24 protein-coding genes and 1 pseudogene are annotated in these 26319 nt (G+C 62.5%); 15 read left to right on the top strand and 10 right to left on the bottom strand.

What is annotated here, in order from left to right:
* Positions 1–210 precede the first annotated feature (210 nt).
* The 3 genes from B0G77_RS07525 (at position 211) to B0G77_RS07515 (ending at position 2033) form a co-directional block, all read left to right on the top strand.
* Positions 211–855, top strand: a complete 645-nt coding sequence (locus B0G77_RS07525) for an MBL fold metallo-hydrolase (RefSeq protein WP_133661549.1) — start codon at positions 211–213, stop codon at positions 853–855.
* Positions 852–1478: an exonuclease gene (locus B0G77_RS07520; protein WP_133661548.1), complete on the top strand. Its 627-nt coding sequence runs from the start codon at positions 852–854 to the stop codon at positions 1476–1478. Before B0G77_RS07525 ends, B0G77_RS07520 begins: the two co-directional genes overlap by 4 nt.
* Before the next feature lie 96 nt (positions 1479–1574).
* A complete protein-coding gene (locus B0G77_RS07515; RefSeq protein ID WP_133661547.1) occupies positions 1575–2033 on the top strand; it encodes an Lrp/AsnC family transcriptional regulator in 459 nt (152 codons plus the stop codon).
* A gap of 52 nt (positions 2034–2085) precedes the next feature.
* Here the strand turns inward: B0G77_RS07515 and B0G77_RS07510 are convergent, their stop codons facing one another.
* The 3 genes from B0G77_RS07510 to B0G77_RS07500 form a co-directional block, all read right to left on the bottom strand.
* A complete protein-coding gene (locus B0G77_RS07510) occupies positions 2086–3330 on the bottom strand; it encodes a cation diffusion facilitator family transporter (protein WP_133661546.1) in 1245 nt (414 codons plus the stop codon).
* Between the two features lie 270 nt (positions 3331–3600).
* Entirely contained in the window at positions 3601–3900 is a 300-nt protein-coding gene (locus B0G77_RS07505) for an H-NS histone family protein (RefSeq protein ID WP_133661545.1), read from the bottom strand.
* A gap of 391 nt (positions 3901–4291) precedes the next feature.
* Positions 4292–4954, bottom strand: coding sequence for a pyridoxamine 5'-phosphate oxidase family protein (locus B0G77_RS07500; RefSeq protein WP_133661544.1), 663 nt, complete (start codon positions 4952–4954; stop codon positions 4292–4294).
* A gap of 195 nt (positions 4955–5149) precedes the next feature.
* Here B0G77_RS07500 and B0G77_RS07495 point away from each other — a divergent pair, with 195 nt between their 5' ends.
* Positions 5150–6361: an MFS transporter gene (locus tag B0G77_RS07495; protein WP_133661543.1), complete on the top strand. Its 1212-nt coding sequence runs from the start codon at positions 5150–5152 to the stop codon at positions 6359–6361.
* Positions 6362–6751: 390 nt separating this feature from the next.
* On the opposite strand, the gene B0G77_RS07490 is transcribed toward B0G77_RS07495, so the two are convergent.
* Positions 6752–7897: a branched-chain amino acid ABC transporter substrate-binding protein gene (locus B0G77_RS07490; protein ID WP_133661542.1), complete on the bottom strand. Its 1146-nt coding sequence runs from the start codon at positions 7895–7897 to the stop codon at positions 6752–6754.
* Between the two features lie 737 nt (positions 7898–8634).
* Between B0G77_RS07490 and B0G77_RS07485 the strand changes: the two genes are divergently transcribed.
* Both B0G77_RS07485 and B0G77_RS07480 read left to right on the top strand, forming a co-directional pair.
* Complete coding sequence (locus tag B0G77_RS07485) at positions 8635–9333, top strand: dienelactone hydrolase family protein (RefSeq protein ID WP_133661541.1); 699 nt, start codon at positions 8635–8637, stop codon at positions 9331–9333.
* 189 nt (positions 9334–9522) lie between these two features.
* On the top strand, positions 9523–11028 hold the full coding sequence (locus B0G77_RS07480; RefSeq protein WP_133661540.1) for an amidase family protein: 1506 nt from the start codon (positions 9523–9525) through the stop codon (positions 11026–11028).
* On the opposite strand, the pseudogene B0G77_RS07475 reads toward B0G77_RS07480, so the two are convergent.
* From B0G77_RS07475 to B0G77_RS07455, 5 genes and pseudogenes are all read right to left on the bottom strand, one after another.
* Positions 11029–11391: pseudogene (locus B0G77_RS07475) on the bottom strand (hypothetical protein); the annotation flags it as partial. It abuts the gene before it with no gap.
* Positions 11392–11519: 128 nt separating this feature from the next.
* A complete protein-coding gene (locus tag B0G77_RS07470) occupies positions 11520–11831 on the bottom strand; it encodes a high-potential iron-sulfur protein (protein ID WP_133661539.1) in 312 nt (103 codons plus the stop codon).
* A gap of 168 nt (positions 11832–11999) precedes the next feature.
* Positions 12000–13106, bottom strand: coding sequence for an NAD(P)/FAD-dependent oxidoreductase (locus tag B0G77_RS07465; protein WP_133661538.1), 1107 nt, complete (start codon positions 13104–13106; stop codon positions 12000–12002).
* Between the two features lie 217 nt (positions 13107–13323).
* Positions 13324–13527, bottom strand: a complete 204-nt coding sequence (locus B0G77_RS07460) for a hypothetical protein (RefSeq protein ID WP_133661537.1) — start codon at positions 13525–13527, stop codon at positions 13324–13326.
* Between the two features lie 225 nt (positions 13528–13752).
* Positions 13753–14730, bottom strand: a complete 978-nt coding sequence (locus B0G77_RS07455) for an AAA family ATPase (RefSeq protein ID WP_133661536.1) — start codon at positions 14728–14730, stop codon at positions 13753–13755.
* 390 nt (positions 14731–15120) lie between these two features.
* Between B0G77_RS07455 and B0G77_RS07450 the strand changes: the two genes are divergently transcribed.
* Both B0G77_RS07450 and B0G77_RS07445 read left to right on the top strand, forming a co-directional pair.
* Positions 15121–15615 (top strand): hypothetical protein, encoded by a 495-nt coding sequence (locus tag B0G77_RS07450; RefSeq protein ID WP_133661535.1) that lies wholly within the window; start codon positions 15121–15123, stop codon positions 15613–15615.
* Positions 15616–15646: 31 nt separating this feature from the next.
* Positions 15647–16444 carry an endonuclease/exonuclease/phosphatase family protein gene (locus tag B0G77_RS07445; protein ID WP_133661534.1) on the top strand — a complete coding sequence of 266 codons (798 nt, stop codon included), beginning with the start codon at positions 15647–15649 and terminating at the stop codon, positions 16442–16444.
* A gap of 72 nt (positions 16445–16516) precedes the next feature.
* Here the strand turns inward: B0G77_RS07445 and B0G77_RS07440 are convergent, their stop codons facing one another.
* Positions 16517–17488, bottom strand: a complete 972-nt coding sequence (locus B0G77_RS07440; protein ID WP_133661533.1) for an aldose 1-epimerase — start codon at positions 17486–17488, stop codon at positions 16517–16519.
* A 321-nt stretch (positions 17489–17809) separates the two neighbouring features.
* Between B0G77_RS07440 and B0G77_RS07435 the strand changes: the two genes are divergently transcribed.
* From B0G77_RS07435 to B0G77_RS07405, 7 genes are all read left to right on the top strand, one after another.
* Positions 17810–18862, top strand: a complete 1053-nt coding sequence (locus B0G77_RS07435) for a LacI family DNA-binding transcriptional regulator (RefSeq protein WP_133661532.1) — start codon at positions 17810–17812, stop codon at positions 18860–18862.
* 110 nt (positions 18863–18972) lie between these two features.
* Complete coding sequence (locus B0G77_RS07430; RefSeq protein WP_133661531.1) at positions 18973–19980, top strand: ABC transporter substrate-binding protein; 1008 nt, start codon at positions 18973–18975, stop codon at positions 19978–19980.
* A 290-nt stretch (positions 19981–20270) separates the two neighbouring features.
* Positions 20271–21836, top strand: coding sequence for a sugar ABC transporter ATP-binding protein (locus B0G77_RS07425; protein WP_133664070.1), 1566 nt, complete (start codon positions 20271–20273; stop codon positions 21834–21836).
* Positions 21826–22842, top strand: a complete 1017-nt coding sequence (locus tag B0G77_RS07420; protein WP_133661530.1) for an ABC transporter permease — start codon at positions 21826–21828, stop codon at positions 22840–22842. Before B0G77_RS07425 ends, B0G77_RS07420 begins: the two co-directional genes overlap by 11 nt.
* Positions 22843–22864: 22 nt before the next feature.
* Positions 22865–23824, top strand: coding sequence for an ABC transporter permease (locus B0G77_RS07415; protein ID WP_133661529.1), 960 nt, complete (start codon positions 22865–22867; stop codon positions 23822–23824).
* A 122-nt stretch (positions 23825–23946) separates the two neighbouring features.
* Complete coding sequence (locus B0G77_RS07410; RefSeq protein WP_133661528.1) at positions 23947–24591, top strand: LysE family transporter; 645 nt, start codon at positions 23947–23949, stop codon at positions 24589–24591.
* Positions 24592–25161: 570 nt separating this feature from the next.
* On the top strand, positions 25162–25932 hold the full coding sequence (locus B0G77_RS07405; RefSeq protein WP_133661527.1) for a ferredoxin--NADP reductase: 771 nt from the start codon (positions 25162–25164) through the stop codon (positions 25930–25932).
* The last annotated feature ends 387 nt before the right edge of the window (positions 25933–26319 follow it).

Raw genomic sequence — 26319 nt, 5'->3', positions numbered from 1 at the left:
GGTGACACATCGCCTGATGACAGCACGATTTCCGTGCACGATTCGGTCATTATACCCAAAACAGTTTTTCGGGATGGCGAGCGACTCAAAACCTTGATTCATTTTCACTATTGATGCAAAAATGAGCACTACCTATCCGCCATTCGGCACATGGGCGGCGGGCGACGGCGGCCGGTACAATCAGGGCTTTTGCAGCGTTGCGGCGTCGTCATGAAAGTCACTCTCATCCCCGTTACCCCCTTCCAGCAGAACAGTTCGCTGCTCGTCTGCGAGTCGAGCGGGCGCGCCGCGATCGTCGACCCCGGCGGTGACCTCGACGTGATCCAGGGTGAGGTTGCGCGCCAGAAGGTGACCGTCGAGAAGGTGTTGCTCACGCACGGTCACATCGACCACTGCGCTGGCGCGAAGACACTCGCCGCGCACTACGGCGTGCAGATTGAGGGCCCGCATGAAGAAGAGCGCTTCTGGATCGATCAGTTGCCGACGCAAAGCGCGCGCTTTGGCTTTCCGGCCGCGGAGGCTTTCGAGCCGGACCGGTGGCTCCGGGATGGCGAATCGGTCCAGTTCGGCAACGAGACGCTCGAGGTCTACCATTGCCCTGGCCACACGCCCGGCCACGTGATCTTCTTTAGCCGCGCGCATCGGCTTGCGCTAGTCGGCGATGTGCTGTTTGCCGGCTCAATCGGACGTACGGATTTCCCACGGGGCAATCATGGCGACCTGGTCCGTGCGATCCGCGAAAAGCTCTGGCCCCTCGGCGACGATGTGACCTTCGTGCCCGGCCACGGGCCAACGTCGACCTTCGGCGCCGAACGGCGCACGAACCCTTACGTCGCAGACGGAGCCGGCGCATGACCGCTGAAATCTATGTGAGCACTGACGTCGAAGCGGACGGCCCGATTCCTGGCCCGCACTCGATGCTCAGTTTCGCGTCGGCGGCCTATACCGCTGACAAAAAGCTCGTCGCCACGTTCTCCGCCAATCTCGAATTGCTGGACGGCGCCGCGCCGCATCCGGTGCAGGCCGCGTGGTGGCAAACGCAACCCGACGCGTGGGCTGCCTGCCGCAAGGACCTTCAGAAACCCGACGCGGCGCTCAATGCCTATGTCGGATGGGTCGAGGCGCTGCCCGGCAAGCCGGTGTTCGTTGCGATGCCGGCGGGCTTCGATTTCACCTTCATGTTCTGGTACATGATGCGCTTTACCGGCCGCTGCCCGTTTTCCTGGTCCGCGCTCGACATCAAGACGCTCGCGTTCGCCATGACCGGCCTGCCGTACCGAAAGTGCATCAAGCCGCGCCTTCCGAAGCACTGGTTCGACGATCATCCCCACACCCACGTCGCGCTCGACGACGCAATCGAGCAGGGCGCGCTCTTCTGCAACATGCTGGCGGAATTGCGCACCACGCAACAAGCGCGCGTGATCGACGAAGATGGGGACGGCTCAGGACAAAAAGCCGCCGACGAACCAGCAAATTAGGGAATCTCCCTCGTCAGCAGCGTTTTACATTGCGTTTCGTTTTCGCGACCTCTACCATTCAGCTTCAGGAACCTGGCGAAGCAAACGGAGGCGCAGTTGACACTCGATACGTTCTCTCAAAAAATCCTGCGCCTTTTGCAGCTCGATGCACGCCGTTCCGTGCAGGAGATCTCCGACCAGGTCGGCCTGTCCAGCACGCCCTGCTGGCGGCGCATCAAGGACATGGAGCAGTCCGGCGTGATCCAGCGCTACACGGCTTTGCTGGATCGCGAGAAACTCGGGCTGCACGTTTGCGCGCTTGCACATATCCATCTGACACGGCACACCGAGGGTGGGGTCGAGCAGTTCGAACGGGAAATCTCGACGTGTCCGGAGGTGACGGAGTGCTACAGCACCACCGGCGAATCCGACTACATCCTCAAGATCGTCGCCCCGGACATCAAGGCTTACGACACGTTCCTGCACGATCGCATCTTCAAGATTCCCGCTGTGGCGCAGGTCCGCACAAGCGTCGTGCTGCGCGAGATCAAGTTCGATACGCAACTGCCGCTCTAGCCCGGTTGGTGTGACCGCTCCGCCCGAAACAACCGACACCCGCCCGCCACGCTCAGTCCGCCTCGTGCCGTTCCTGCACAGCCGGGCTCGCGCCTGACGCGCGTGAGATACCCGACTCGCTGTCGGCGCCGGACGCTCCCGGCGCCGACAGTGCCCGAACCAAGCTCAGCCTGCGCGCACCCAGTTCGCGCTTTAGTCCGGCCACATCGAGACGCGCCAGTAGCTGCGCATCCGTTTCGCGAACATCGCCTGCTCGTGGTTGCAGCGTGACCTCTATGTCGAGACCCGTGCTCAGATAATGCAAGTTGACCGCCAGCGGCTTTGCGCCATGGGTGGCAAGCGCCGCCTCAACGTTCGCGACAATCCGCTCGCGCGGCGGCAAATTGACCGGAGGTCGCGCCACCGCGTCGTTTTCTGGATCCACGTGAATCAACGCGTCCAGTACGCGGTTGTCAGTCAGGACACGCGCCCTTGCCGACTCGGCAATGTAATGCCCTTCCGACACCGAGATCATCGGATCGACCAGGATATGCGCATCGATCAGCGCAAGGTCGCCCATCTTGCGGGTTCGCAGCTCATGCACGTCGCGCACGCCGGGCGTTGCCATCAGCAGGGCGCGCACGTCGGCGGCGGAAGCCTCGTCCAGCGCGCGGTCGGATAGATCCTGTAGCGCATCCCAGCCGAAGGTCCATCCCATGCGCGCGACCATGAAGCCTACGATCGCTGCCGCAATCGGATCGAGCAGGCGCACGCCAGCCATGCTGCCGACGATCCCTATCGCGACCACCAGCGACGAAGCCGCGTCCGAGCGCGCGTGCCACGCGTTGGCAATCAGCATGGCGGAGCGCACGCGCTGCGCTTCGCGCAGCATGTAACGAAAGAGGCCCTCTTTAGAGACAAGCACCAGCACCGCCACCACGAGCGCACTCACATGGACGGCAGGAATATCGCCAAGATTGGCGAGACGCGTACCGGCGCGCCACAACATCCCGACGCCGACCGAGATCAGCAGTCCGCCAAGGAACAGAGAGGCCACCGTTTCGTACCGGCTGTGTCCGTAATTGTGATCGGCATCGGGCTTCGCCCCGCTGTGACGGTTCGCAAATAGAACGACAAAATCGGAAACGAGATCGGCAAGCGAATGGATGCCGTCGGCGACAAGTGCCTGCGAGTGCGCAAACACGCCGATGATGACTTGCAGCGCCATCAATATCGCGTTTAACGCGATACTGACCCACGTGGTCCGGCGCGCGACTTGATGTTTTTCTGCGGAAGGTTCGGTGGCAGCGAAAGACATACGAAGGCAAACGGGTTATTCGATGCCGTCATTCTACCGGGCCGAAGGTCGAAATACCGGTCGCCCTCGAAAAATTCCCTTTTAAATCAGCCTGTTATAAAAACACGAAGCATTCGCATTCCGCTTCCCGGGAAACCGCGCTGCTCGCCGGGAAATCCTGACCCGTCCGGCGAATAATAAAAAAACCGCGCTCCTTGTGGTAGCACGGTTCTTTGCAGCGGTTGCGGCTTTCCGGTTCTCAGGCGAAACGGCAACCCTTGAATATCTTCTTTACTTCGAGATCAGAAACTTTTCCCGATCCTTGCCCGCAATCCAGCGGGGGGGTTTGCCGCGGCCGGACCATGTGCTGCCGCTGTCCGGATCGCGATATTTCGGCGCCACGCCAGCGCGCGGACGACCCGCCTTTGCAGCCTTGCCACGGCCGCCACCGAGTTCGGTAAGCGTAATGCCGTAGTCGGCCATTTTCTGCTTGATTTCGTTCAGCACTTCCGCATATTCGCGCGACTTTGCTTCTTCGATCTGCTTTTCCAGCTTCTCTCGCTGCGCGAGTAGTTCCTTGTAGGAAGACATAGGTTCCCTTGTGGTTCGGTTAAATGACTGCCAGTCTCGGTGCTGGCTTGCCCTTTGAAGATGTTCATGCCTCGGAATTTGCTGGCGAGATTAACACAAAATCGAAACCGGAGAAAAGCCACAACCAAAAATTATTATGTCCCGTTTCAAAAGAATTCGCGTAGCGCCTTCTCAGACAAGTGCTTTTCATTTCAGGGGAATTCATCGTTTTCCGAAAAACCCTTACCAAGTCTTATAAATATCTCGTTAAAATTATCGAATCATGAAAATTAATCTACCTTTTTAACAAAAACATTTCACGGCGTGAGAGTTTTCTCATTTCATCCACGCGTGGACCGCTACTATCGGGATACTCCGCGGCGCAAACCAGTGTTTTCCCGATGCAACAGAGTTAATCCGCGTGACGCTCGATGCAATCAGCTAGCGCCTCATGCAAGGATGACGAATCCATTTTCGGCGCATCAAAGATGAAGCGCGCCCGCTGACCGCCGATTTTCAGATCGGCTCCGTAACGGTCGATGCCAGCCAGGTCGACATCCCCGCCGCGCCGGGGATGTCGATCAAAAAATTCAGTGAGCACCTCTTCTTCTTCGAACGAAAGCGGTTCGAGGGGATCGAGTTCATCCGCGTCGAGCCAGCCCATCGCCCCAAAGCCACCGATATAGCGCAGACGCTCCAGCGAAAGAACCCAGAAAGTGAAATCGCCGAGCATGAGATAGCGTTCGGCATCCGGGTGATAGCGCAGATAGCGTCGCGCGATTTCCGGCGCCGGCTCGACCGGTTCGAACGAACCCAGCAGCGTGACCCGCTGACCGTTCAGCACGTCTCCATCTGGCGCGTGCACGATCAGAAAACCGGAGCGCGGATCCGCCTGCAGATTGCGCGTGTGCTCGGCAAGCCGGCTGACGAGGATGGTAGGCCGATGCCGTGCGTCCGGTGCGAACGGCAGCACCGAAGGATACGGATAACCCTCCGGCTGGCGCGAATGCGTGGCAAGCGTGCCGGCGGCGGCCTGATGCAACAGATGAAGCGGAGCGTGAGCGGGGAGTTTCAAGCGGAAAGCCTCGACGGAAGACGGTAGCGGAGAACGGGATCGCACGGCATCACGCGGCGTCGTGAGTCGGCCGCACGGCATCGTCGCGTTCATGTAGAAGTAGATATTAGTTCAGGGCCTTCCAGCATGGGATCGATCGGTTCGATAGAATCGACATTTCGCTTTCAGCGCGCTTTCTTTTTCAGCGAGATTCCTGTGTCCGATCGCCCCTCCGATTTCGCTGCGCTTCCCGCCGCCCACGCCAGTCTGCCAGTCGCCGCGCGTCGGCGCGCCCGCTACGCGACGATGGCGCTCTTTTTCGTTGCCGGCATGATGTACGCGTCGTGGGGGGTGTACGTCCCTACGGTGCGCGACCGTTTTCATCTCAATCCAGCGTTGTTGTCGTTCGCGCTGCTTGCGGTCGCGGTCGGCTCGATTGCCGCGATGGCGCTTAATGCTAAGTGGATTGCACGCGTCGGCTCGCGCCGCGCGTGCCTCGCGGGCGGCCTGACGATGGCCTTCTGCGGCGCGCTGATCCTGGTCGTGCCGGCTTACTGGCTGTTGCTCGTCGTGCTTGCCGTGTTCGGCGCCGCGATGGCGACGCTCGATGTCGCGATGAACGCCGAGGCAAGCGCCGTCGAGGAGGCACTCGGGCGGCCCATCATGTCGGCGCTGCACGGCATGTTCAGCATCGGTGGGATGGCTGGGGCGGCGGTCGGCGGCGCGCTGCTTTCGCGCGGGATGGCACCCGCTGTGCATCTGCTGCTCGCCGCGCTGCTCAGCGCGCTGGTCCTGCTGATTGCCTGCCCCTCAGTGCTGCCGCACGTGCCACACCACGAACGTCCGGATGCCGGCATGCCGCGCGCGAACCGCTGGCGCTCGCCTGCGCTGTGGGCACTTGGTGGGATCGCGCTGATTGCGCTCATCGCCGAAGGTGCGATGTACGACTGGGCCACCGTCTACATGCGCGATGTCGTCGTCTCGACGCCCGCTCTCGCGAGCACCGCGTACGCGGCGTTTTCGGGCGGCATGGCCGCGGCCCGTTTCGCCGGTGACGCTGTACGCGCCCGCTTCGGCGCGCCGCAACTGATCATGGCGAGCGCATCGCTCGCCTGCGCGGGGATGATCGGCGCACTGCTGCTGCCGTATCCGGTCGCGGCGCTAACCGGATTCACGCTGATGGGTCTCGGTCTGGCGAACATGATGCCGGTGCTGTTCGCAGCCGCCGCGCGCGTCGACGGCATCCATGCGGCTGAAGGGCTCGCGCACGTCGCGGGGCTCGCCTACTTCGGGCTGATGCTGGGGCCAGTGATTATCGGCGGCGTCGCGCAGGTGACGAACCTGTCCATCGGACTGTCAGTTGTCGCGGCGTGCTCCGCGCTGATCGCGGTCACGGGGCCGAGGGTGCTGCGGTGGCTGAAGCTTTGATGTGATTGTCGCGCCGAACGCTTTGCCGGCACATCACGAATTGGGCACCGATATTCATTGACCCGTTTGGCGGGCTGCTTCCAGCGACACGAGGTTGCAGATGAACTCGCGATGATCGTCGTCTTCATACGCGTGAGCATCGCGAGCCAGTTCCGGAAGTAGTGCTGCTCAACAAACCGCCATGTTGTGCGCGTGTCCACCCTGCAACGCCAGATCAAACCAGCGCAAACGATTGCGCCTGCACTTCCCGTGCAAAAACGTCGACACGCTCGCATGTAGCGTCAGCGTCCCGCCCGAACAACAAAAGAAAAGGCACGCGAAGCTTGCGCCTCGCGTGCCGTTCATGACTTTGCGAAGACCAGGCGAACCCGGTCTCCCCGCTAGCCGGTATTACATCTTCACTACGTCGAGCAGCGTCTTCTTACCTGACTTGTAGTTGTACAGCGAGATCACGCCGTGCTGAAGGTCACCCTTCGAGTCGAACGTGGTTTCACCGATCACACCCTTGTAGTCCGTGGCCGGCATTGCCGCCAGGATCTTCGCCGGATCGGTCGAGCCTGCACGCTTCATGGCGTCGACGACGATGTACACAGCGTCATACGTGAACGGAGCGTAAATCTGGATCGGCTGACCGAAACGCTTCTGATACTTCGCGAGGAACGCTGCGCCACCCGACATCTTCTCGAGCGCCATACCGGCTTCCGAGCAGACGATGTTGTCGGTTGCGTCGCCAGCGAGATCCGACAGCTTGTCGGTACACACGCCGTCGCCTGCCAGCACCTTCGCGCGCAGGCCGAGCTGCTTCGCTTGCTTGGCGAACGGGCCGCCGGTGGCGTCCATGCCGCCGTACATGATCGCGTCCGGGTTTTCGCCCTTGATCTTCGTCAGAATTGCGCGGAAGTCGACTGCCTTGTCGTTCGTCGCGTCATGCGACACCACGTTCAGGCCGAGCGACTTGGCGGTCTTCTCGAATTCGTTTGCCAGACCCTGGCCGTAAGCGGTCGAGTCGTCGACGATCGCGACGCTCTTCACCTTCATGGTCTTGGACGCGTAGTTAGCGAGTGCCGGACCTTGTTGCGCATCGGTCGCCACGACGCGGTACGTCGTCTTGAAGCCCTGTTGCGTGTAAGCCGGGTTCGTTGCCGACGGCGAGATCTGCACGATGCCTGCGTCGCTGTAGATCTTCGAAGCCGGGATCGACGTGCCCGAGTTCAGGTGGCCAACCACTGCCACGACCTTGTCGTCAACCAGCTTCTGCGCAACCTGCGTAGCCGTACGCGGGTCAGCCGCGTCGTCCTGCGCGTCCAGTTCCAGCGTGACCTTCTGGCCGCCGATCGTCAGGCCCTTCGCGTTGATTTCTTCAACGGCGAGACGTGCGCCGTTTTCGTTGTCTTTACCCAGGTGGGCGATACCGCCAGTCAGCGGCGCAACGTGACCGATCTTGACGACCGTGTCGGCGGCAGCCGATGTTGCCAACGTCGCGAACAGCATCACCGCAGCGCTAATCGGCAACAGCTTTTGAATCTTGATGTTCATGTAAGTCTCCAGTTTCGGTCCCAAAAACAACGTAATCGCCCTGTGTCCCCGCTTCCTGCACGTGTCGTTACATCCCGTGGACGATCACGCCGGTTGCATCGTTCATGCACTTGGCAAGTACGTCAGCCAGTCTGTTTTTGGCAGGCGGCCAGCCGTACTTGCGCGCAAGTGTAGGCCATCAAATTAATTTGTGGGATTTTTTTGAGAAAGTGGGATCACTACTAATAGTGTTTATCCCAAAACCGCGTCGGGGGTCCGGTCTGTCACGCGGAAACCGCCAGCCCATGCGGGTTTCCGCTACGTGAAGGTTTCTTCTAAAAGGGCCGCAGGAAGATCGCTAAGGGTCTGTATTTGCAACACCTTTATTAATTCAAACGAGCACGAAGTGGCCTCTGGCAGTCCGCGGCAACAGCGATTTTCGCTGCTGCCGCACGCCTTGGGTCGTGCAGTTGATCGACCAGCCCGGCAGCGGTCAGACCGTCGCTGCGCTGCGGTTCGCGCCTTGCCCGCCCACAACGGCACATAGTCGCTGTCGGCAGGCGTTGACCCACCCTACCAAAGCCGCCCGCGGCGGAAAAGTGAACAATCCGGATCGTTTCAATCCGCTTGCGGGAAGCGCCACGCCACGACGGCCTCGTACGCAAGGTCGAGCGCCACTGCAACGCCGGACTTTTGGTGGCACACTGACCGGCCGCATTTCGCATCAACCGCTTCATCATTCGTTCAAGGAGATCGACGTGAGCATAACTTCCCGATGGATCGACATCGCTGCCGGCAATGACAGCTTCGAGGGCTACCTGGCGCTGCCGAAGAGCGGCAAAGGGCCGGCCGTCATCATCGTTCAGGAGATCTTCGGTGTGAACAGCCATATCCGCTCCGTCGCCGACCAGTACGCGCAGGATGGCTATATCGCCCTTGCACCGGATATCTTCTGGCGCACGCAGCCGCGTGTCGAACTGGCCTACGCGGGCGCCGACCGCGACAAGGGTATCGAGATCCTGCAGAAGACCAACGTTGACCTCGCCGTTGCGGACATCGGCGCGAGCGCGCAGGCGCTGCGAGCCATGCCCGAGGTAACCGGCAAGGTGGCGGCGATCGGCTACTGCTTCGGTGGCCGCCTTGCGTATCTGGCGGCGGCACAGCGCACGGTCGACGGCGCAGTGGCCTACTACGGCGGCGGCATCCAGAACCACCTGGATCTGGCCGCGCAAATCAAGGTACCGATGCAGTTCCATTACGCCGAACTCGATCAAGGCATCCCGCTCGACGCAGTGGGTCAGGTGAAAGAACGTTTCGCCGGTCGCGACGACGCCGAATTCCATCTGTATCCGAACGCCGATCATGGCTTCAATTGTCCGGACCGTGCTTCATACAATCAGCACGCCGCTGCGCTCGCGCACGGCCGCACGCTGACGTTCCTCGGCGAACGCCTGTAAGCTGCAATCCATCAGCACGCGGCCAGCACACACGGCGCCGCGTGTATCCTGCGATGCGTCGGGTCTTACGCGTCGCCGGAACGATGACACAAATAATGCAGCCAACGCTCATCTGGCTGTCACGGCGACGTCACATGCATTGCATGTAACGTGCAGCCAAGAACACTCAACCGCGGGGGCGCATCCGTCGTGCAATCAGACTATCTGTCCCATGACGCCATCGGCCTTGCCGAACTCCTGCGAAAAGGCGAAGTCAGCGCGCGCGAATTGCTGGACACTGCAATCTCGCGTGCCGAAGCGGTCAACCCCGCGATCAATGCACTGATATTGAAGGACTACGATGCGGCCCGTCAGCGCGCATCGAACCATGGCGCGAACGGTGCAAATGGTGCGAACGGTGCGAAACATGGGCCATTCGCCGGCGTGCCGTATCTGATGAAGGATCTCGGCGCACCGATTGCTGGCTTGCGAATGACGATGGGCAGCCGTCATTACCGCTACTATGTTCCCACAGAAGACGCGCCTATCGTCACGCTGACGAAGGCGGCCGGCTTCAACATCTTCGGCAAGACGAGCACGCCGGAACTCGGGCAGATGCCCTACACCGAGCCCGAACTGTTCGGTCCGTGCCGCAATCCATGGAGCCTCGATCACACGCCGGGCGGCTCGAGCGGCGGAGCAGCGGCAGCCGTCGCGGCAGGCATCGTGCCGATCGCGCACGCGTCCGACGGCGGCGGCTCGATCCGCATTCCCGCCTCGTGCTGCGGCCTGTTCGGACTCAAGCCGTCGCGCAGCCGGCAACCGCCTGCAGCCTTGAAAACGCCAGGCGAACTCGGCGTCGACCACGCGGTGTCGCGCAGCGTGCGCGATAGCGCGTTGCTGCTCGATCTCACCGGCGGCAACGCAGCACTCCCGCATGGCGCACCCGGCACGTTTCTCAGCGCAACCGGCGAGCCGTGCAAACCGTTGCACATCGCTTACGTAACCGATCCCATGCTCGCACCAACCCTGTCTGCCGATGTGCGTGCCGCGCTCGCAGATGCCGCGCAGCTCGCGACATCGCTCGGGCATCGCGTCGAGCCCGTTTCGCTCGGCATCGACTTCGAAGCCGTCCGGCAGCCGTTCCTCACAATCTGGTCGGTTGTGGCGGAAGACATCGTGCTGAATGCCGAACGTGTGACGGGCCGCAAGCCGCTGCGAACCGAGTTCGAGATATCGACGTGGGCGATGGCGCATATCGGCCGCAAGCTCGGCGAGCGCGCCCTGCCCGCCGCACTTGAAGAGCAGCGTCGCGTCACGGCGAAGGTGACCAATCTGCTGACGCGCTATGACGTGATCCTGTGTGCAACGCTCGCCGGCGCGCCGATCAAGATCGGCGAAATGCTGCCCACCCAGTTCGAACGGATGCAGATGCGCGCGGTCACCGCCATGCCGATCGAAGCGCTGATGAAGAAGATGCTGGAAGAAGCGTCGAACAAGGCGTTCGCATGGGCGGGCTGCACCGAACTGTTCAATCTGACCGGGCAGCCGGCGATGTCGGTGCCGCTCTACTGGAACTCGCGCGGCCTGCCGGTCGGCGTGCAGTTCGCGACCCGCGACGGTGGCGAGGCCACGCTATTTCGGCTCGCCGCACAACTCGAGGCGGCGCGTCCGTGGTTCGACCGGCGGCCGCCGCTCATGCAGGCTCGCGCGTGATCAGGCTGGCTTGCGCCGCGCGTCGAGATCGACGTGGCGCATCGCCGGAATGCAGGCCACCGCGATGATCGACAGCGTGAGGCCCGCCAGCGTCACCAACAGGATCGCCTGCACGAGAATCAGCTTCGACGCGCTTGGCGCGCCAGCGAGCCATGGAAAGAGCGGATAGATCAGCACCAGCGTAGTGATCGGCGACCACAGCGTAAGCCCCTTGCGCCCCCGGCGATCCGATCATGCGCCCGCGATCGGCGAAAGTACCATCAACAGCAGATTGCCGAAGATCACCGCGTAGAACGACTGCGCGTAGGGCAGCTTCAGTTTCTTGACGGCGAAGGCGGGCAGATAGCTGATCAGCACGTAGATTTCAAGGCACAAAAAAGCGCCGGACGCATTCCGCGACAGGCGCTTCCGTAACGAGCGGAAGAGGGCACAATGTCATGCTGCGCCGCCTTTTCAGACGAGACGCAGCATGAATGCGCTTCTTCAGACTATCAGGCCTTCTTGTTATATGCGCTGCACCATCCCGTGTTCGCGACCTGCTTGCCGGCGAACATCGGGCATCCGGCATAGGCGTCAGTAGGCTTGCCCTGAAAGAAGCTGCAGTTGCCACAGTTCTGGCCGGCGACGAATTTCGTGAACTTCGCCTTGTCGACCTTGCTTGCGTCGCTCTTGTAGCCGAGCGCCACAGCGGTCGGATCGGTTTCGGCTACCTTGGGTGCATCGGCGAACGCCTGGCGGGACAGAGCGAGCGTCGACGCAACGCCGATGCTCGTAATCAAAAACGTACGACGGGATGACTTCATGGGGACACACTCCATGTTATTAAACTGAACGCCGTTCTGACGACAGCGCTTCCCCAAGAATAACAATGAAGCGGCCGCCTGGGTTCCCTTAAATGCCTGGAATAAGCGAATCCGCACGGGAGCGCCTGGGCGCGGAACTTGCGCCCGGCGCAACTGGGGGACGTCCCTTCAGCCGCGTCCCGCCAGTTCGCAGACGCGCTGCGCAATCGCGAGACACGCCGTCAATCCCGGCGATTCGATGCCGAAAAGGTTGACGAGGCCACGCACACCGTGCGCAGCCGCCCCCTGGATCAGAAAGTCTGCAGGCGGCTCACCCGGCCCGGAGAGCTTTGGACGAATGCCGGCATAGGCGGGCTGCAGTGCATCGTCCGGGAGTTGCGGCCAGTAGGCCCGGATTGCGGCGTAAAAGGCTTCGGCACGATGCGGATCGACATCGTAGTTGAGGCTGTCGACCCATTCGACGTCCGGACCAAAGCGCGCCTGGCCGCCGAGATCGATGGTCAGATGAACACCAAGCCCCGCGTCGTTCGGCATCGGATAGATCAGACGGCTAAACGGTGCGCGGCCGGACACGCTGAAGTAGTTGCCGCGCGCGAGATAGAGCGGCGGAACGTGACGGGCGTCGAGCCCACGGATCCGGCACGCCAGCGCATTCGCCTGCAGACCGGCACTGTTGATGACGCAGGCGGCAATGATCGTCGTGGGCGCCGTGCCGCCGACTTTCACGACGAAGCGTCCGTTGTTCGCCTCGATCGCTTCCACGGGCGCGTGGAACGCGCACACCGCGCCATCGCGCTCGGCGTCGCCCTGAATGGCGAGCATCAATTGATGACTGTCGACGATACCCGTCTGCGGCGAGAACACTGCCTCGACGCATTGCAGGGCAGGCTCGAGCGCCTGCGCTGCTTCGCCGCTGATCCGCATCAGGTCGAGCACGCCGTTTTCCTTGCCGCGCGCCAGAATGCCCTCGAGTTGCGGAATCTGGTTGCGCGCCGTCGCGACAAGAAGTTTGCCGCAGCGCTGGTGGGGCACGCTGTGCGCCGCGCAGTATTCGTAGAGCATTTCGCGGCCGCGCACGCAAAGCGTTGCCTTCAGCGAGCCACGTGGGTAGTAGAGACCCGCGTGTATCACTTCACTGTTGCGAGAACTGGTGCCGACGCCAATCGCTTCGGCCGACTCCAGCACGATGACCTCATGGCCGCGCGCCGCCAGCGCGCGTGCCACGGCGAGGCCGACGACGCCTGCGCCGATCACTACACATTCGATCTGATCCATGTCCCTTGACGCGGTCTAGAGCCCGCGCACTGCCTCGTCGACCCGCTGAGTTTTAAAAACAGGATGCCGCCGCTTTGCGCTGCATACCGCTCGTTGTCGAACGTATCTGCTCTACTTAAGCAAATTGTACGACGCCGCTCCGGAGCAGAATGCCCGCAGTCTCCCGACTGCGGGCATTCTTTTTACGAGGCCCTTTCGACCGGACTACGATCCGGCCTCAGTTCCGGGCCGTGCCTTCGTTCATCGGGCGGTCGCGTTGCGTGCTGGCGATGTCCGACGTGGCATCGGCGCGCGCAGCCGTGCCGGGCTGCTGCGGCGCGGCCGCTGCGGGGCGATGCGACGGCTCTGCGCCATCACCGCTTGCGAAAGCAGGTGCAGCAACGGCAGCAGAAAACAGCAGGGCAAAAGAAGTGGTTCTCATGAGGGAGTCCTGAAGTCGTTGAATGAGCGCCTGGTGCGCGAACGCATCTGCAGTGCATGAAGACTTAGTGTATTCCCTGACTATCAAAAATCCATTCTGATTGAGGCAACTTACTATTGTTATTCAAACAACAATGGCGAGGCGATTCACAGACGAAAGAAAACCGCCCGCAGGCGGTTTCATGGGAAAGACGGCCTTAAACGGAGGCAAAATCCATGGAATTGCTCAAAAACCGATGGGTTTGCGTCGTGCGGCATGATCGAGCCGGATATCATCCGCCGCGATATGGTCACGTCCGCTGATGCGTGCGGCGCCAAAACCATTCAGGATCGCGCGCCGCATTTCGCGGGGTGACGCGCGCGTGAGCGCATCGAGCGTCAAATCGCCAAGCTCGGCCGGGAAGCGCTGCCCCCAGGCGTGCGCCGAACGAATTTCATCGTAAATCGACTGTGCGATGCGTCGCGCACCTTCACGGTCAGGCGCCGGGATCTCGTAGACGTTCATCCGGTTCAGAATCGGCTCCGGAATGCTGCGCTCGTCGTTGGCTGTCGCGATCCAGATCACGTGGCCCGCATTGATCGGCACTTCAGCGAATTCGTCGATGAAGGTCTGCGCGGTGTCGTGTTCCAGCAGCGCGTAGAGCGCCCCGAGCGGATCGTATTGCGAATCGCCGCTGGCCTTGTCGATTTCATCGACCGCGATCACCGGGTTGGCGTAACTGCCATGCACCAGCGCGTCGAACACCTTGCCTGGCCTCGCGTTCTTCCATTGCGACGACGCGCCCGACAGGATCCATCCTGCCGTCAGCGAACTCATCGCGACGTAGTGATATGACGTGCCGAGGAGCCGCGACAACTGCTTCGCAAAGTGTGTCTTGCCGATGCCAGGATCGCCGAGCAGCAGGATCGGCATCAGCTCGAGCCGGTCTTCCGTTTCGAGGCACAGCGCGACCTGGCGGCGCACATCGTCGAGCGGCTCGGAGAAGTTGGGGAGCGCGTCGATCAGGTCGTCAATCGACGGCATCCGGTTCGGCTTCACGCAAAAACGCAGGTTGCCGACCTTCAGCATCTTTTCGTAGGTGGCGCGCAGAGCATCACTTGCTCCTTCGCCCAGATCGTTCAGCGCCGTCTCGACCCGATCGAGGTCGTACACCTGGCTGAACGACGCCACCGCGATTTCCTGTCTGACCATGGCTGTCGTCATAGTTCACCCCGTTCTTTTGATGTGCCGGATTTACCCGCGAGTCCTGCGTGTGCCTGCATCTTCCTGCCCGTTCCCGCCGAAGCGACATTGGCAAAACATCGCTTCAGAATTCAGTGTATCGATGCAATATTCACTTGCAAGCGAGCAGCCATGCGGGTCTGCTGCTAACACCGTGGCGCCTCGCAAAACGACCCACGGCGGTCCGTTTTCACCCGCGGACCGGCCGCCGCTGAACGTCAGAATGCTTGAACCGGCGCGACTCTATCGCCATCAGCGATGGGGCATGGCTGAACCCGCCCCCCACTCCGGTGTCAGAAATCTTTTGCCCGTTCCAGCGTAAGATGGGCTTCAGCCCGACCGGGCGGATGAAGCCGCCTCCGGAGACACGATATGTGGAAAACCAGCGTCGTTGCCGTGATATTCGGCACTTCGGCACTGTTGGCTCACTCACAGCAGCGCCCCGCGCAGCAGGCGGTGCACTGGGAGTTGCAGGTGATGAACGACGGCCAGCAGGTCGATGCCTTCGACGGTACGACAACCGTAGGCCAGGCGCGCACGGACACGCACCATCATGTCGTCACGCACAACGTCGGCTGCAAGGATGCGCCCGGCGGCAGCATTGACCTGTCGCGCACGCTGACCGTTTCGCCAACACAGGCCAGCGCCACCGACATCACACTCGCCATCGATGCTCAGGAAACGCTCGAGGACCCCAGAGCGACGCAGACCGCCACGGGCTGCAAGTTGCCGCCTCAGCCGCGCCTGGTGTCGGCAAGTCATCCGGGCCTGACGTTGCCGGCCGGCCAGTGGGTCACCTGGACGATCGTCGATAAAGATCCGACGCTGGTCTACCAGGTGCGCGCGAGTCTCGCCACCAATCCATGACATCGATGAAGAAAGACCTGGACAACCCGGCATGCGAAACCCCGAAGAACTGATCCGCGATAGCGCACACCTCAAAGATTTCATCGCAGTGAGCTGGAACCTGCACAAAGGCCGCTCGCCACTCGGCTTTCAGGCGTGGCAGGCGATGCAGCGCTGGGTCCAGTCGACACACGCCGACGCCTACTTCCTTCAGGAAGCGATGGCGCGCCGCATGCCTTCACCGGTGTTGTCATCCACCTTTGGCGCGCCGCTCGGCGACCCCACCGACGACATCTGGCATTGTCAGGCGACCGAAATCGCGCGGGCGCTGGAGTTGGAAATCGCGCTCGGGCCGAACGTGTTCAAGCCGTCGTGGCGGCACGGCAATGCCATTCTGTCGCCGCACCCGCTGGACCTGGGCGGCCGCTGGGACATTTCCGCACACCGCTTCGAGCGGCGCGGGCTGCTCGTCGCTCGCGCGACGTTTGGCGGGCACTCCGTCACCTTGCTGTGCGCCCATCTCGCACTGACGCGCGCCGCGCGGTTGCGTCAGATGAACTGGATCGCGCACTGGATTGCGAAGGAAGCGCCGCAGGGTCCACTGGTACTCGCGGGCGACTTCAACGACTGGCGCAACGACTCGGTGCCGCTCTTCGGCGAACATGGCTTGCACGAAGTGGCCACGTTGCTCGGCGAACCCGCCCGTACATTTCCCGCGTTTTCGCCGGCACTCGCGCTCGACAAGATGTTCGTGCGCGACATGAAGCCGATCGAGTGGATTCAGCCCACCCAGGAAACGGCGTGGCTGTCGGATCATTTGCCGTATATGGCGCGGCTGCAGGTGGGATAGGGCAGGGATGTCCGATGTACGTCACGGTTCTCACGGGGTATCGACGTCGACGTGAGCCGTAAAGGCCTGCAATCAAAATCTTGCTGGTACCCACTTCAGGACACCCGAGATTTCCTCGCCGGGCATCAGCACGCAACCGCCTACGTGCTCCCGCGTTTCGCTCGACAGGTTGAAGCAGTCGGTCGTGTTGGACACCGGCTCGACGCACAGCAACGCCTCGCTCGCAGGCGCGAACACCACCATCTGCCCAAACTTCGCGTCTGCGATCAGCGTCACCTCGCGCCTTTCCTCCGGCCATGCGATAACCGCCTCGCGCCCCCAGCCAGTGAAGTTGTTATCCAGATCGAAGGCATCCGCCGACATCCCTTCGCGTAGCGCTTCGACCGCAGGATGGGCGCCGAGATGCGTCGGCAGCACGTCCGGATCGGCATGCCACATTGCATCGACGGAAGCCGTCACGCGCGTGTCCCGTGTTCGCGGATAGTAGGGGTGATGGCCCATGCCGAATGGCATCGGCCGGTCGTCGAGATTGCGCGCCGATAGTGTCATATGCAGTGCGTCTCCGATCAGTTCGATCTGCTGCCGCGCGCTATAGCGGAACGGCCAGTCGCCCGTGACCCTGGAATCCGGCGTGTGGTCCAGATCCAGTTGAACCGATGACGCGGTGCGTGCACCGACCTGCCAGGCGCGCCGCCACGCATGACCGTGCAGCGCGTGAGCGAACGTGTTTCCGTCGCCGGCCAGATCGATCGGACGGCCGTCGAACTCGAAGCGCGCGTCGCGGATGCGGTTGCAATAGGGAAAGAGGGGAAAGCTCGCCATCTGCAAGGGATCGCGGGCGGCGAGCGCCCCGCGCGTGGCCGGGCGCAGCCAGTGAAGAAACCCCTCGCCGGTTCGCTCGTAGTACGCCGCAATCGAGCCGCCTACCTGCGGCGCCACCCGCAATTCCGTGCGGCCGCTGCGAAGCGCGATCAGCGAAGGATCGTCGAGCCACGCATCGTTCGATGCCTCCGGCCGAACCGGATTGAAGGAAACATTGCGCATGGTCATATCGAAGGTTGCTAAGGCGCCCTGGTCGTCTCTGGTGACTTGCTGCGCGTCGCGCGCAGCCGGCGCACTCTGAAAGTCCGCGCCCGAGAATCGCACGGTGAAGCGCATCCCGTCAATATTATTAGTAATAATCTGAAACAATAGCGGTCGATAGGGCACGGCTTCGAAGCACAAAACAGCCGGGTTAGCGCGCGTTGCCCGGGGCATATTATTAGTGGTACCGTCAGAGCGCCGGCGCCCTCCGCGCCCTCTGCTTTCGCCGCGCGATCGGCGCGGCCTGCTCAATGAAAAAAATCGACTCAACGCCGTCCCACCATGACCGACATCGCCAAGCTCACCGGCGTGTCGCAATCGACTGTCTCGCTCGTCCTGAACAACGCTACCGGCGCCAAATTCTCCGAAGCCACCCGCGACAAGGTGCTGAAGGCCGCGCACGACCTCGGCTACCGGCTGTCGACCCGCGAAACACTGCCCGCCTCGAAGGACGAACGCCGCCTGATCGTCTATCTGGCCGACGAAATCTCGACCAGCCCGCACCCGGTGGTCAACATCGACGGCGCGCGCGACGCCGCCTTTGCGAACGGCAAGATGCTCGCTGTCTACTCGACGCACGGCAACGCCGAGATCGAGCAGCAGGTGCTCGAAGCGGCGCTCGCCAGCCCCAACGTGTTCGGTGTGATCTACGCGACGGTCTACACCCGCAAGGTCACGCTGCCGGCCGCGCTGTCGAAGGTCCCCACCGTGCTGCTCAACTGCTACACGAGCGATGGCGGGCTGTCATCGGTCGTGCCGGCCGAAGTTGCAGGCGGTCACGTCGCAACCGAATATCTGCTGCGCGCAGGTCACCGCCGCATCGGGTACATCAACGGCGAACCGTGGCAGGACGCCGCGAAGGATCGCCTGAAGGGCTACCGCACCGCGCTCGCCACCGCCGACCTGCCGTTCGCACCGGAACTCGTGCGCGACGGCGACTGGAGTTCCGGCACCGGCTTCGAGCAGACGCTGTCGCTGATGCGCGAAGCCAATCCGCCGACCGCCATCTTCTGCGCGAACGACCTGATGGCGCTAGGCGCCATCGAGGCGCTTAAACAACTCGGCCACCGGGTGCCGGAGGACGTCTCAGTGCTCGGCTACGACGACCAGGAAATCGCCCGCCACACCCATCCACCGCTTTCCACGGTCGTGCTCCCGAACTACGAACTGGGCCGCTGGGCGGTGGAAACGTTATTGCAGGAAGAACACAACCGCGCGGCGGGCGCTCCGGTGCGCCACCGCATGGTGAAACTCGACGGTCCGCTCGTCGAACGCGCGTCGGTTAGGGTATTTACCGAAGCAAAACAGCCAACAACTAATATTATTAGTGATTGACTAATAATAATTTGCGATGAAATAATCGCCACACCCGGTCGACGTGGCGCCGACCTCGACGGCCGGCGCAGGCAACACAAAAGCAACTAAACCTGGTACTGGAGGAAGACATGACGTCGCTTAAACTGCAGGCGCGTTTGCAGCGGGTTCGTCCGCTCACCGGAACGCTTTTTGCGCTGGCACTCGGCTTTGGCACCGCGACGGCGCACGCCGACGATGCACTGCCCAAACTCCCCACCAAAACCCCACTAAAGGTCGGCTTCGCGCAGACCGAAAGCAATAACCCCTGGCGTCTCGCGGAAACGAAAAGCTTCAAGGAAATCGCCGCCAAGTGCGGCTGGCAAGTCGTGATGACGGATGCCAACGGCTCGAATTCGAAGCAGGTATCGGACATCCAGAACATGATTGCGCAGCACGTCGATCTGCTCGTGTTCCCGCCGCGTGAAGAAAAGCCGCTCGCACCGGTGGTCCTGCAGGCGAAAAAGGCCGGCATTCCGGTGATTCTGGTCGACCGCAACGTCGATCAGTCGGTCGCGAAGGCCGGTCGCGACTACATTACGTTCATCGGCTCGGACTTCATCGATCAGGGCCATCGCGCGGCTGACTGGCTCGTCAAGGCAACCGGCGGCAAGGCGAAGATCATCGAGCTGGAAGGCACCACCGGCGCGTCTGCTGCGAACGACCGCAAGAAGGGCTTCGACGAGATCATCGCGAAGAACCCGGGCATGGAGATCATCGCCTCGCAAAGCGGCGATTTCGCGCGCGACAAGGGTCGTCAGGTGATGGAAACGCTGTTGCAGGCGCACCCGGACGTCACGGCCGTGTACGCCCACAACGACGAAATGGCGCTCGGAGCGATCGCAGCGATCAAGGCTGCGGGCAAGCAACCGGGCAAGGACATCCAGATCGTGACGATCGACGGCACGAAGGGCGGCATGGACGCAATCGCCGCCGGCGAACTGGGTGCAAGCGTGCAGTCGAGCCCGTTCTTCGGGCCGCTCGCGTGCGATGTGGCGCAGCGCTATGCGAAGGGCGAAACGATCCCGGTCTGGGTGAAGGTGTCGGACCGCTTCTACGACAAGAGCAACATCAAGGAAAACATGCAGTACGGGTATTGAGCAGGTGCCGGGTCGCCGCATGCGGTTCGGGCAGGTGCTGAATCCGGGCGCTGTCGCACCCGGTTGACGTGAAGGGTTCGAAGCGGCGTGCCCGTCTGGCGCGGGCCGTCGCTTCGCTTTGTTATGTCGCAAGCGCACACTGGACGACCCTCTGCGCCTGGCGGAATCCAGGCTTACCCTCTCGCAGACGTCACGCCGCGCTGCCCAGGCCGTGCATCAGGAGGACATACGTGACCCACACCGGTAGCCAGATACCAGCGTCCAGCCTCATCCGCCCGCCGCTGCTGGAGATGCAGGACATCCAGATCAGCTTCGGCGGCGTCCCCGCATTGCGCAACGCCCAGCTGAGAGTCGCGGCGGGCGAAGTGCATGCGCTGATCGGCCAGAACGGCGCCGGCAAGTCGACGATGATCAAGATCCTGACGGGGGCCTACCGCCGCTCGGGTGGGATCATTCGTTTCGAAGGGCGCGAGATCGAGTTCCGCACGCCCAAGGAAGCGCGCGAAGCGGGCATCAGCACGATCTATCAGGAGATCAATCTGGTCCCGTTCCGCTCGGTCGCGGAAAACATCTTTCTCGGACGCGAGCCGCGCCGCTTCGGACTGATCGACTGGCGCGCCGTGCGGCAACGCGCCGCCGCGCTGCTCGAATCGTTCGGCTTGCAGATCGATGTAACGAAACGCGTCAGCAGCTATTCGACTGCGATCCAGCAGATGGTGGCGCTCGCGCGCGCAGTGTCGTCGGACGCGAAGATGGTGATCATGGACGAATCCACTTCGTCGCTCGACGAGCGCGAAGTGGAGTTGCTCTTTAACGTCGTGCGCAAGCTGCGCGACGACGGTCGCGCGGTGATTTTCGTCTCGCACCGGCTCGACGAACTGTATGCGCTGTGTGATCGCGTCACCGTGATGCGTGACGGTCAGACGGTCGCGCAAAGTGCGATGGCCGACATGGGCAAGCTGCAACTCGTGACGACGATGCTCGGCCGCACGCTCGCCGCCGTCGTGCAGGACGATAGCGCCGCCCGCGAGGCCAATCTCGCACGCCGCGGCTCGCAGACCCTCTCGGCGCAGCATCTCGCCCTTCATCCCAAGGTGAGCGACGTATCGCTCGACGTGCACGCGGGCGAAGCAGTCGGCCTCGCCGGCCTGCTCGGCTCCGGTCGCACGGAGACGATGCGGCTGCTGTTCGGCGCCGATCCGGTGGCGCGAGGCACACTGGAAATCGACGGCAAGCCTGTGGCGCTGAAGTCGCCGCAGGACGCGATCGCACGCGGCCTCGCGTATCTGACCGAAGACCGCAAGGCCGAAGGCATCGTTCCGGAACTGTCGGTGCGCGACAACCTCACGCTCGTCTGCCTGCGCACGCTGTCGAAGCACGGCATCGTCGACGTGAAGCGTCAGCAGGCGATCGTCGAGCGCTTCATCGGGTCGCTTGGCATCAAGCTGCGCTCGCCGGATCAACCGGTCCGCGAACTGTCCGGCGGCAATCAGCAGAAGGTGCTGCTCGCGCGCTGGCTCGCCACGCAACCGAAGCTGCTGTTGCTCGACGAACCCACGCGCGGCATCGACGTCGGCGCGAAAGCCGACGTGGCGAAAATCGTGCGCGAGCTGCGCGATTCGGGATTGGCGGTCTTGCTGTCCGCCTCGGAACTGGAAGAACTGACCGCCGTGGCCGATCGCGCCGTCGTGATCCGCGACGGTCGCACGGTCGCCCAACTGAACGGTACCGAAATGAGCGAGGCTTCGATCATGGATGCCATTGCGTACGGTAGCGAAGGCCCGTCGCAACTGGCCGAAGCAGTGAACGCGGCACACATCGATGACGCGCTGGAGGGCGGTCGCCATGGCTCATGAGTCGCTGCGCAATGACGCCGCACCGCTGCCCGCACCCGCCACGGCCGCGTTGTCCGCATCCGACGGCAAGACGCGCGCGCGTCGACGCATCCCGATCCAGCGCGAGATCATCGTGCTGCTCGCGATGCTCGTCTTCAATCTGATTTTCACGCCGCACTTCTGGTCGCTGCAGACCTTCAACGTCAACCTGACTCAGGTGGTGACGATCGTGATCGTCGGCATCGGCATGACACTGGTGGTCGCGACGGGCGGGATCGATCTGTCGGTGGGCGCGTCGATGGCGATTTCGGGCGCACTCGCGCCGATGCTGTTCATGAACATCGCGGGGCCGACGGGCGTGGCGCTAGCCTTTGTGCTGCCGGTACTGGCCGCAGCGGTTTGCGGTGTGTTCAACGGCCTGCTGGTCACGCGATTATCGGTGCAGCCGATTGTCGCGACGCTGGTGCTGTTCATCGCGGGACGCGGAATCGCGCAGGTGGTCACCGACGGCAGCCTGCAGGCGTTCGACAACCCGGCCTTCCAGTGGATTGCGCTCGGCAAGGTCGGCGGCGTGCCGTTTCAGGTGCTGCTGATGTTCGCGCTGGTGAGTCTTTTCGTCTGGATCGTGCGCAAGACGCTGTTCGGCCAATATCTGCTCGTCACCGGCGGCAACGAGAAGGCCGCGTACCTGTGCGGCGTGCCGACCGCGCGCGTGAAGCTGATCGCCTACACGGTGTGCGCGGCGCTGGCGGGCCTCGCCGGCCTGATCTCGATTTCGGTGAATTCGTCGTCGGACGCGAACGTAGTCGGGCTCGGCATCGAACTCGATGCGATTGCCGCGGTGGCCGTCGGCGGCACGGCGCTGACGGGCGGCAAGGCATACATCGGTGGCACGCTGATCGGTGCCCTGATCATCCAGTTGCTGCGTTATACCCTGCTCGCGCACGGCATTCCCGATGCGGCCGCGCTCGTCGTGAAGGCGGGCATCATCATTGCCGCCGTGTATGTGCAGCGGCGCTCGCGCTGACCTCCCACGAAATTCGATTGCGATGAAAAAGAACCTTCCGATCCTGCTCGCACTCGTTGCCCTCCTTGTGCTTGGGCTCGTGCGCTACGAGCATTTCGCGTCCTCGTACAACATCACTTCGTTCTGGCGCTACAACTCGATGTTCGCGCTGATTTCCGTCGGCATGGCGTTCGTCATCATCACGGGCGGTATCGATCTGTCGGTAGGCACGGTGGCCGCGCTTTCCAGCGTCGTCGCGGCGCTGGCGAGCCCATATGGCGGCTGGATCGCGGTGCTCGCCGGCGCAGCAGCCGGGCTTGCCGTGGGCGTGCTGAACGGACTCGTGATCACGAGGCTCAAGATCCTGCCGTTCATCACGACGCTCGCGACGAGTCTGGGTGCACACGGAGTCGCGCTCCTGCTCGGGCGCAATGACGCGGTGTCGATTTCGGCGGAGTCGAATTTCGGCAACTTCGGCCAGGGCGATCTGTTCGGGTTGCCCATTCCGGGGCTCGTCGCGCTCGCCGCTGCGGTGATCGGCTGGCTCGCGCTGCGTAGCACGCGCTTCGGACGGCATTCGCTCGCGATCGGCGGCAGCGAGGAGGCCGCACGCCTGATGGGTTTGAACGTCGACCGCACGCTTGTCGCGGCGTACGCGGCGAGCGGGCTGCTGGCCGGACTCGCCGGGGTGATACTGGCCGCCCAGTTCGGCGCGGGACAGCCTAACGAGGGCGTCGGCTGGGAGCTGTTCGCGATCTCGGCCGTGGTGCTCGGCGGTACGCTGCTCACGGGCGGCGAAGGGTCGATCGCGATGACCATCGCAGGCGTGCTGCTGCTCGGACTGGTGTTCAACCTGCTCAACTTCGAGAACGGGCTGGGGTTTATCAGCCTGTCGGCGTATTGGCAGTCGGTGATTCGCGGCGTGTTTCTGCTGCTCGTGATCGTGCTGCAGGCGCGCGTGCTGAAGCAGCGCGGCGGCAAGCGGAGTGCGGCGGCGAGTTGAACGAGCGTGGCCTCGCTCCTGTCGAGGCGATGCCTGCAGGGAAAATCCGCAGCAAGCACAGTAAAATTGCGCTTTCCTTCCCGCGCGCCCGATGACCCTCGGGCTTCATCCTGCGAAACGACATGTCCTATCACTATCTCCCGATCCTGCTGCAGATCGCCGTCGTCTACCTGGTCGCGGCGATGAGTCCGGGGCCGAACTTCTTCATGATCACCCAGCTGTCGCTCGCTGGCCGGCGGCGGCTGGGCGCGGCGTCGGCGCTCGGCGTCGGCACCGCATCGACGATCTGGGCGGCCCTCGCGATGCTCGGTCTTGCCACCGTTCTGCAAAAGATTGACTGGCTGTATAACGGCATCCGCATCGGAGGCGCCGTGTACCTGATCTATTTTGGCTTCAAGCTGCTGCGAGCCAGCGCGAAGCGCGGCGAAACACCGGTCATCGCGGACACGCCGCCGCCTGCGGCCGATTCGGCCGCCCACTTCCGCGCGTGGCGCACAGGCCTCGTCACCTGCCTCACGAATCCGAAATCGTGCGTGTTCTGGACCAGCGTCTTCGCGACAACGTTTCCGCAGCACGCGCCGCTATGGTTCTACGGCGTGGTGCTGGCGATGATCTCGACGCTCTCGGCGGGCTGGTACGGCAGCGTCGCGCTGATGTTCGCCACCGAGCGCACGCAGCGCGGCTATCGCCGCCTGCGTCGGCCGATCGACGGGCTGTGCGGCGCGGTGCTCGTCGGCCTGGGGGCGAAGCTGGCGGCGGAAAGCTGAGCGGGCCGCGGCGGTGGACCTGATTGGCGGGCACGCCCTGTAGCGTCGCCCCTGCCATGTCCTCAAGCGGTTGATTCGTGAGCCGGCCTGGTGCGACAACGATGTGCCCAGCGGCGGCTTGCCGCCACACTTCGGCGGCCCTGAAGAAACCTGCTTTCAGGCCAAGTTGACCTGCCGTCAGCAGGGTCAATGCTGCGGCGCATCGCGGGATTCGGTATCATCGACACGTCGTTGTACGAGCGAGCGCCCCGTCAGCGCTGGCTCCAGACGCCGGATAGCCGCCTCCGCTGCGCGGTTTGAGCGCCTCCCTCGCACTTTTGCTGCACTCCTGGCCGCACCTTGCTGCGCTTGCGTTCCAGACCTCCGCTCCTGCCGTACCCGGTGCCGGAAAAGCCTGCGAAATCTGTTTCACCGCGCGCAAAACGCCGCGCCGCCACCGTTCGGAAGCAGGCGCGGTAAAATAGCAGATTGCGCATCGTTCGCAGCAGGCGGGCTTGCGCTCTTTCGCCCTTGCTGTGCTGGCCGGCGCGTTTGTCCAGCAGCCCCTGTTTTCGCACTATCCCAGAAGCCATGAGCAACCTGAATCCACAAACCGTCCTGAGCGTCCATCACTGGACCGATACGCTTTTCAGCTTCACCTGCACGCGCGATGCGTCCTTCCGCTTCGAAAACGGCCAGTTCACGATGGTGGGCCTCGAAGTCGAAGGCAAGCCGCTGATCCGTGCGTACAGCATGGCAAGCGCGAACTACGAAGAAAACCTCGAATTTCTGAGCATCAAGGTGCAGGACGGCCCGCTGACGTCGCGGCTGCAGCATCTGAAGGTCGGCGACCAGGTCCTGATCGGCAAGAAGCCGACCGGCACGCTGATGGCCGACAACCTGCTGCCCGGCAAGACGCTGTGGCTGCTGTCGACCGGCACGGGCCTCGCGCCGTTCATGTCGATCATCAAGGACCCGGACGTCTACGACCGCTACGAGAAAGTGGTGCTCACGCACACCTGCCGTTTCGTCGACGAACTCGCGTACAAGGAATACATCACCGACCACCTGCCGGCGCACGAGCATCTGGGCGAACTGATCCAGGAAAAGCTGGTGTACTACCCGACGGTGACGCGTGAGGTATTCCAGAACCGCGGCCGTATCACCGAACTGATCGAAACGAAGAAATTGTTCGAAGACCTCGATCTGCCGCATTTCTCGCTCGAAAACGACCGCGTGATGCTCTGCGGCAGCCCGCACATGCTGCGCGACACGCGCGAACTGCTGGACGGGCTGGGTTTCCAGGAAGGCAGCAACAACAAGCCTGGCCACTACGTCATCGAGAAGGCGTTCGTGGGCTAGCGCAGCCTCACGCTGGCGTCCTATTGGTTGCCAGCCAGCAACACTCTAAACCGGAGCGCGATGCTCCGGTTTTTGTTTTCCGGACGTGAATATCTTCCGGAAACAACAACTGACGCCATTTTCCGCCTGGCGCTCCGGCCTCTATTTGCGCCTGTTTTTCGCGCTCCACCCCCAAAACCTGCAGGCATTGTGCATATGTTCGGGTCAGCCGGATTTACGTTACAAATTCGCGACTGACACTTACCTTAAGCTGTCAGCATTCTTCCTACACGCCTCACCCGCACGCTTGTCAACCATTGCATGAAAAAGCAGCGCTAACCCTTGGTGGGTCTGCATTTTTTCTTTTTTTGAGATATCATCGCCGCGCAGCATCGAAAGCAGAACAAA

It is taken from the genome of Paraburkholderia sp. BL10I2N1 (assembly GCF_004361815.1).
Lineage (GTDB): Bacteria > Pseudomonadota > Gammaproteobacteria > Burkholderiales > Burkholderiaceae > Paraburkholderia.
Note: the sequence above shows the minus strand (reverse complement) of the source record. Positions and strands in the feature narration are given on the sequence as shown.

Coding starts and splice junctions, on each gene's coding strand:
- B0G77_RS07525 (WP_133661549.1), top strand. CDS start 211: ATGAAAGTCACTCTCATCCCCGTTACCCCCTTCCAGCAGAACAGTTCG.
- B0G77_RS07520 (WP_133661548.1), top strand. CDS start 852: ATGACCGCTGAAATCTATGTGAGCACTGACGTCGAAGCGGACGGCCCG.
- B0G77_RS07510 (WP_133661546.1), bottom strand. CDS start 3,330: ATGTCTTTCGCTGCCACCGAACCTTCCGCAGAAAAACATCAAGTCGCG.
- B0G77_RS07505 (WP_133661545.1), bottom strand. CDS start 3,900: ATGTCTTCCTACAAGGAACTACTCGCGCAGCGAGAGAAGCTGGAAAAG.
- B0G77_RS07490 (WP_133661542.1), bottom strand. CDS start 7,897: ATGAACATCAAGATTCAAAAGCTGTTGCCGATTAGCGCTGCGGTGATG.
- B0G77_RS07470 (WP_133661539.1), bottom strand. CDS start 11,831: ATGAAGTCATCCCGTCGTACGTTTTTGATTACGAGCATCGGCGTTGCG.
- B0G77_RS07465 (WP_133661538.1), bottom strand. CDS start 13,106: ATGGATCAGATCGAATGTGTAGTGATCGGCGCAGGCGTCGTCGGCCTC.
- B0G77_RS07460 (WP_133661537.1), bottom strand. CDS start 13,527: ATGAGAACCACTTCTTTTGCCCTGCTGTTTTCTGCTGCCGTTGCTGCA.
- B0G77_RS07455 (WP_133661536.1), bottom strand. CDS start 14,730: ATGACGACAGCCATGGTCAGACAGGAAATCGCGGTGGCGTCGTTCAGC.
- B0G77_RS07450 (WP_133661535.1), top strand. CDS start 15,121: ATGTGGAAAACCAGCGTCGTTGCCGTGATATTCGGCACTTCGGCACTG.
- B0G77_RS07445 (WP_133661534.1), top strand. CDS start 15,647: ATGCGAAACCCCGAAGAACTGATCCGCGATAGCGCACACCTCAAAGAT.
- B0G77_RS07440 (WP_133661533.1), bottom strand. CDS start 17,488: ATGCGCAATGTTTCCTTCAATCCGGTTCGGCCGGAGGCATCGAACGAT.
- B0G77_RS07435 (WP_133661532.1), top strand. CDS start 17,810: ATGACCGACATCGCCAAGCTCACCGGCGTGTCGCAATCGACTGTCTCG.
- B0G77_RS07430 (WP_133661531.1), top strand. CDS start 18,973: ATGACGTCGCTTAAACTGCAGGCGCGTTTGCAGCGGGTTCGTCCGCTC.
- B0G77_RS07425 (WP_133664070.1), top strand. CDS start 20,271: ATGCAGGACATCCAGATCAGCTTCGGCGGCGTCCCCGCATTGCGCAAC.
- B0G77_RS07420 (WP_133661530.1), top strand. CDS start 21,826: ATGGCTCATGAGTCGCTGCGCAATGACGCCGCACCGCTGCCCGCACCC.
- B0G77_RS07415 (WP_133661529.1), top strand. CDS start 22,865: ATGAAAAAGAACCTTCCGATCCTGCTCGCACTCGTTGCCCTCCTTGTG.
- B0G77_RS07410 (WP_133661528.1), top strand. CDS start 23,947: ATGTCCTATCACTATCTCCCGATCCTGCTGCAGATCGCCGTCGTCTAC.
- B0G77_RS07405 (WP_133661527.1), top strand. CDS start 25,162: ATGAGCAACCTGAATCCACAAACCGTCCTGAGCGTCCATCACTGGACC.